The sequence below is a fragment of the Streptomyces misionensis genome (assembly GCF_007896895.1).
In the GTDB taxonomy this organism is placed as follows: domain Bacteria; phylum Actinomycetota; class Actinomycetes; order Streptomycetales; family Streptomycetaceae; genus Streptomyces; species Streptomyces misionensis_A.
Window position 1 is genome coordinate 1 of the sequence record NZ_VOGW01000056.1, and the last position, 6,524, is coordinate 6,524.

The 6,524-nt window shown below is 75.2% G+C and carries 2 protein-coding genes and 1 pseudogene; all 3 read right to left on the bottom strand.

Annotated elements, in window-relative coordinates; genetic code table 11:
• On the bottom strand, positions 1–1,344 hold a 1,344-nt coding region (gene ccrA, locus FRZ03_RS10430), incomplete at its 3' end, for a crotonyl-CoA carboxylase/reductase (RefSeq protein WP_261398841.1).
• Positions 1,345–1,406: 62 nt separating this feature from the next.
• On the bottom strand, positions 1,407–5,540 hold the full coding sequence (locus FRZ03_RS10435) for an SDR family NAD(P)-dependent oxidoreductase (protein ID WP_222443363.1): 4,134 nt from the start codon (positions 5,538–5,540) through the stop codon (positions 1,407–1,409).
• A pseudogene (locus tag FRZ03_RS41410) lies at positions 5,524–6,501 on the bottom strand (beta-ketoacyl synthase N-terminal-like domain-containing protein); the annotation flags it as partial. The gene FRZ03_RS10435 and the pseudogene FRZ03_RS41410, both read right to left, overlap by 17 nt.
• Positions 6,502–6,524: the final 23 nt, after the last annotated feature.

The window sequence follows — 6,524 nt, forward strand, 5'->3', positions numbered from 1 at the left end:
GCGGGCTTCCAGGGCGTCGCGCGGGTGCGGGAGGGGGTGCACGACAACGGGCACCCCTCCGGGAACATGGCCGTCCTCGTGAACGCCCCCCGGCGCGGCGAGACCTCGGTCGAACTCGCCGCGCCGGGGGGCGTTCACGAGGACGGCCATGTTCCCGGAGGGGTGCACGTTGTCGTGCATCATCTGGTGCATGCGCCCGACGTCCTGGAAGCCCTCGCAGACGGACAGGCAGGGGTCGAGCATGCCGGCGCCGACCAGGTTGATGACCTCGCGGCACTCGCGGGCGCCCGCGTAGTGCGAGCCCTGGAGGCGCTTGGAGCGCATCCACAGGTGGCGCAGGTCGACGTCCCCGTTGTAGCCGGAGGTGCCGCCGCAGAGCACCACCATGCCGGCGTTGTCGCACAGGTACATCGAGGTCGGCAGGGTGTCCTGGCCGCTGTGCTCCAGTACGATCCGCGGGGACCTGCGCTCGCCGAGGATCTCCCAGATCCGCTTGCCCACGCCGCGGGCGCCGCGCAGGAACCGCGCCGAGGCCTCGGCGTCCCCGACGTCGGGCAGCCGGCCCCAGTGGTCGAAGTCGCGGCGGTCGATGGTGCCCGCCGCGCCGAGGCGGCGGCAGTACGCGGAGCGGTCCTCGCTGGAGACGACGGCGATCGGGATGCCGCCGGCCAGCTTGACGAGCTGGATGGCCATCGAGCCGAGGCCGCCCGCGCCGCCCCAGATCAGCACGGGGTCGCCGGGGCGGACCGTGTGGCCCTGCCAGCCGAACAGCTGCCGGTAGGCGGTGGGCCCGGTGAGCAGGAAGGCCGCGGACTCCTCCCAGGACAGGTGGGCGGGCTTGGGGTGGCACTGGTACTCGTCGACGCGGCAGAACTGCGCGAAGGAGCCGTAGTTGGTCTCGTACCCCCAGGCCTTGATGCTCTCCGAGACCAGCGGGTCCCGGCCGAGGCGGATGTCGTCGGCGGTCTCGTCCCACTGGCCGCTGGTCACCAGCACGTGGTCGCCGACCCGGACGCTGCGGACGCCCTCGCCGACGGCCCAGACCACGCCGGAGGCCTCCGAGCCGCCGATGTGGAAGTCCTCGGGCTGGCCCTGGCGCTGCCGCATCCCGATGACGTCGACGGGTTCGCCCAGCGAGGACCACACGTTGTTGTAGTTGATGCCGGCGGCCATCACATAGACCAGCACCTGCCCCCGGCCCACGGCCGGGGTGCCGACGACCTCGGTGCGGAACGCCTGCTTCGGCTCGCCGTAGCGGTCCTGACGGATCACCGAGGCGTACATCCGGCCCGGGACCTCACCGAGCGGCGGGGGCTCGCCGATCTCGTAGAGCGCCTTCGTCATGATTTCTCTCCCACGTCTGCTCGTGTCGGGGACTTGGGGTGCTCGCGGTGGTCGCGGGCGGGTCAGGCGCTCGTCGCGTCCGGTGGTACGGCGGGGCCGGGGCGGCCGGTGACGACGTCCGCCAGCCAGGTGTCCACGGCCGCCGCGGTGGTGGCGGCGTGGTCCTCCAGCATCGAGTAGTGGTTGCCGGGCACTTCGACGGTCGTGTCCACGTGCTCGGGCGGCGCGGCGCGGCCGTCGCCGTCCACGGCGGCACCGGAGGGCATGGCCTCGCTCGCCCGGACGAGGAGGGTCGGCGCGGCGATCCGCGGCGCGGCCCACTCGTCGAACAGGCGCAGGTAGCGGCCCATCGCGGTGAGCTGCTCGCCGCCGGACCTCATGAAGTCCAGGCGCCGCGACTGGGCCTGGGCCATCGCGTTGAGCACCTGGTGGTCGAAGGGGATCTCCCGGCTGAAGCTGTCGACCATCACGACGGCGGCCGGCGGCTCGCCCATGGCCTCCAGGTGTGCCGCCACGCCGTGGGCGATCCAGCCGCCCGAGGAGTAGCCGAGCAGGACGACGGGCTTGCCGCCCGCGCGTTCCCGTACGGTCCGCGCGTGCAGCAGGAGCACGGCGTCCGGGTCGGAAGGGACCGGCTCGCCCTGCTCGTAGCCGGGGTTGACCAGCGCCCACACGTCGAGCCGGCCGCGGAAGGGAGCGGCGAACCGCGCGTACTGGTGGGCGCCGGCCGGTACGACGTACGGCGAGACGCACATCAGGGCGAGGGGGCCCGCGCCGTGCGACAGCCGTACCGGGGCGGGTGGCTCGGTCAGTTCGTCGGGCCGGTCGAACGAGGGCCGGAAGCGGGCCGCCTCCATCAGCATGCCCATGGCCTCGGCGGCCGTCCCGGTCACGCTCGCGTGCCGGTAGAGCTGGACCAGCAGGTCGGCGGGCCGTTCCGGCTCGGCGGCGCCGGTGTCCCGGAGCCGGGTCAGCAGGTGCTTGGCGAGTCTGGCGGGTGTGGGGTGGTCGAAGGCCAGTCCGGCGGGCAGCCGCAGCCCGGTCGTCGCCGACAGGCGGCGGCGCAGGTCGATCGCGGTGAGCGAGTCGAAGCCGAGTTCCAGGAAGTGCGCGGTGGGCAGCACGTCCTCGGCCGACGCGTGGCCGAGGACCACGGCGCTCTGCGCCCGGATGTGCTCCAGCAGCCACTCCTCCCGCTCGGCCGGGGCGAGCGCGGCGAGTTCGGCCGCGGGGCCCGCGCCGTCCCCGGTCTCCTCGGCGGCCCGCTCGGCGGCCAGCAGCCGCTGTACGTCGGGCAGTTCGGTCAGCAGCGGGCTGGGCCGGGCCACGGTGAAGGCGGGCAGGAACTTCTCCCAGTCGACCGGGGCGACGGTGAGGGCGGCCTCGTCGTCCTCGACGGCCCGGTGCAGGGCCGCGATCGCGAGGTCGGGGGCCATGACGCCCAGGCCCCGCCGCTCACCGCGGTCCCGGACCGTGTCGTCGACCATGCCGCCGCCCGCCCAGCCGCCCCAGGCGACCGAGGTCGCGGTCAGGCCCCGGGCCCGCCGCCGCAGTGCCAGGGCGTCGAGGAAGGCGTTGGCGCAGGCGTAGGAGGCCTGGCCGCCGCTGCCCCAGACCCCGGCGCCGGAGGCGAACAGGACGAACGCGTCCAGCTCGCGGCCGTCGAGCAGTTCGTCCAGGTGCAGGGCGCCGGTGACCTTGGCGGCCGCGGCGTCGGCGAACTCGTCGAGGTGCGCGTCGGCCAGCGGGGAGGAGCGGGCCGTGCCGGCGGCGTGCAGCACCGCGGTGAGGGGGTGCCGGGACTCGATGCCGGCGAGCAGCCGGGCGAGCGCGTCGCGGTCGGCGATGTCGCAGGCGGCGATGGTCACCTCGGCGCCCAGGGCGGTCAGTTCCGCGCGCAGTTCCCGCGCGCCGGGGGCGTCCGGTCCGCGCCGGCCGGCGAGCACCAGGTGCCGGGCGCCCGCGCGGGCCAGCCAGCGGGCGAGGTGCCGGCCCACGCCGCCGGTTCCGCCGGTGACCAGGACGGTGCCGCGCGGCCGCCAGGGGGTCGCGGGCCCGGCGTCGGCGGGCCGGGCCCGGACCAGGCGGCGGGCGTACACCCCGTCGGCGCGGACGGCGAGCTGGTCCTCGTCGTGCTGGGCCAGCACTCCGGCCAGGCGGCGCAGCGCGTGCTCGTCCGGTTTCTCGGGCAGGTCCACGAGTCCGCCCCAGCGCCGGGGCAGTTCCAGTGCGGCGACGATGCCGAGGCCCCACAGCTGCGCCTGGCCGGGGTCGAGCAGCGGGTCGGTGGCGCCGGTGGAGACGGCGCCGCGGGTCGCGCACCACAGCGGTGCCTGGATGTCCGCGTCGCCGAGGGCCTGGACCAGGGTGACGGTGGTGGCGAGGCTCGCGGACAGCGTCGGGTGCGCCGGGTGACTGCCGGGGGCGAGACCGAGCAAGGACAGGACGCCCGCGGGCCGTTCGCCGTCGAGTTCCTCGGCGAGCCGGTGCGCGGCCTCGGCGCGGTCGCAGTCGACGGGGAGTTCGACGACCCGGACCTTGGCGCCGTGCGCGCCGAGCACGCCGACGAGGCAGGGCGCCCACTGCTCGTCCGCCCGTCCGGCGGGCAGGACGGCGAGCCAGGGGCCGCCCAGGTCGGGCGCCGGGTGGTCGGTGAGCCGCCGGAAGCGGACGCGGTAGCGCCAGCCGTCCACCGTGGACTTCTCCTTGCCGCGCCGGCGCCACGCGGACAGCGCCGGCAGCGCCGGGGCGACGAGGGCGGCGTCGTCCGCGCCGAACTCGTCGGCGAGCCCGGGCAGGTCCGCCTTCTCCACCAGTTCCCAGAACCCGGCCTCGACGGGGTCGGCGCCCGCGGGCACCGGGTCGGCGCTCTCCAGCCAGTACCGCTGCCGCTGGAACGCGTACGTCGGCAGGTCCACGCGCCGGGCCGGGCGCCCGGCGAAGGGCACGGTCAGGTCCACCGGTACGCCGTGCACGTGCAGTTCGGACACGGAGCGCAGGAAGCGGTCCGGGCCGCCCCGGCCCCTGCGCAGCGAGCCGCCGGTCACCGCCTCGGCGCCGGCCTCCTCCGCGATCTCCTGCACCGCGTCGGCCAGCAGCGGGTGCGGGCTGCACTCGACGAACACCCCGTGCCCGTCCGCGAGCAGCGTCCGTACGGTCGCCTCGAACTCCACCGTGTGCCGCGCGTTGCGGTACCAGTACTCGGCGTCCAGGGCGGTGGTGTCCAGCAGTGTGCCGGTCACCGTGGAGTAGAAGGGGATGCCCGCCGCGGCCGGCGCGACCGGGGCCAGCAGGTCGAGGAGTTCGGGGCGCAGGCTTTCGACCTGGGCGGAGTGCCCGGCGCCGGTGGCCCCGCGGACCTTGCGCACGCGCACGCCCTCGGCCTCCAGTTCCGCCAGCAGCGCGTCGATCGCGTCGGGTTCCCCGGTGACGGTCAGGGCGGCGGGCCCGTTCACCGCGGCGACCGCCAGCCGGTCGCCGTACTTCTCCAGCCGCGCCCGGACCTTCTCGGCGGGCAGGGCGACGGCGAGCATCGCGCCCTTGCCGATGAGCTTGGTCAGCGAGCGGCTGCGCAGGGCCACGATGCGGGCCGCGTCGTCCAGGGTCAGGGCGCCCGCGACGTAGGCGGCGGCGACCTCGCCCTGTGAGTGGCCGACGACGGCGGCGGGTGTCACACCGTGGGAGCGCCACAGGGCGGCCAGCGACACCATCACCGCGAACAGCGCGGGCTGGGCGACCTCCACCTCGGCGAGACCGGGCGCGCCCGGCTCGGCGCGCAGGACGTCGAGCAGCGGCCAGTCGAGGTAGGGGGCGAACGCCTCGGCGCAGGCCCGCGCCTGTTCGGCGAAGACGGGGGCGGACTCCAGCAGTTCGCGGGCCATCTCCGGCCACTGCGAGCCGTGCCCGGGGAAGACGAGGACGGCCTTGCCGCAGGCCGTGGCGGTGCCCTGGACCCACGTGGCGGCGGGCCGGCCGTCGGCGAGCGCGGCGAGCCCGGCCCGCAGCTCCTGCAGGTCGTGGCCGACGACCACGGCCCGCTGCTCCAGCTGGGTGCGTGTGGTGAGGAGGGCGTGACCGACGTCGGACGGGGAGGGGTCCTCGGCGCGGTCGAGGTGGTCCAGCAGCCGGCGGGCCTGCTCGCGCAGGGACCGGGCGGTCTTCGCGGACAGCGCCCAGGGGACGGCGCCGTGCGTCACCGGGGGGTGCGCGCCTTCGGGGGGCGCGCACCCCCCGGGGACGCACGGCGCCGTCCTGGTTGACGGCGCTGCCGCGCACCACCGCCAGTACCCGGTGCCCCAGCCGTTCCGCGTCCGACAGACGCTCCAGGACCAGTACGCCCACGCCCTCCGCCCAGCCCGTGCCGTCCGCCGCCGCGCCGTACGCCTTGCAACGGCCGTCCTCGGCCATGCCGCGCTGCCGGGAGAATCCGACGAAGACGCTGGGCGTCGACATGACGGTGGCGCCTCCGGCCAGGGCCATGGAACACTCGCCCGACCGGAGGGCCTGGGCCGCCAGATGCAGGCACACCAGGGAGGACGAGCACGCCGTGTCCACTGTCACCGCGGGGCCCTCGAAGCCGAGCGCGTACGACACCCGGCCGGTGAGCACGCTCGCCGAACTGCCCGTCATCAGGTAGCCCTCGACGCCGTCGGGAACCGCGTCGACATCGGTGGCGTAATCCTGGTTGAGGGTGCCGAAATAGACGCCGACGTCCTTGCCGCGCAGGGCGGTCGGGTCGATGCCGGCCCGTTCGAACGCCTCCCATGACGTTTCGAGGAGCAGCCGCTGCTGCGGGTCCATCGCCAGGGCCTCGCGCGGGGAGATGCCGAAGAAACCCGCGTCGAAGTCGCCCGCGTCGCGCAGGAAACCGCCCTGGCGGACGTAGCTGGTGCCGGGGTGGTCGGGGTCCGGGTCGAAGAGGTCGTCCAGGTCCCAGCCCCGGTCCTCGGGGAAGGCGCCGACGGCGTCGCCACCGGCCGCCACCAGGTTCCACAGGTCCTCGGGTGACGTCACGCCGCCCGGCAGCCGGCAGGCCATGCCGACGATGGCGACGGGTTCCGTGCGTGCGGCCTCGATCTGGCCGAGCCGCTGCCGGGTCTCGTGCAGGTCGGCGGTCACCCGCTTGAGATACCGGACCAGTTTCTCGTCATTGTCCACCGGCGATCACCTTCCTCTTCACT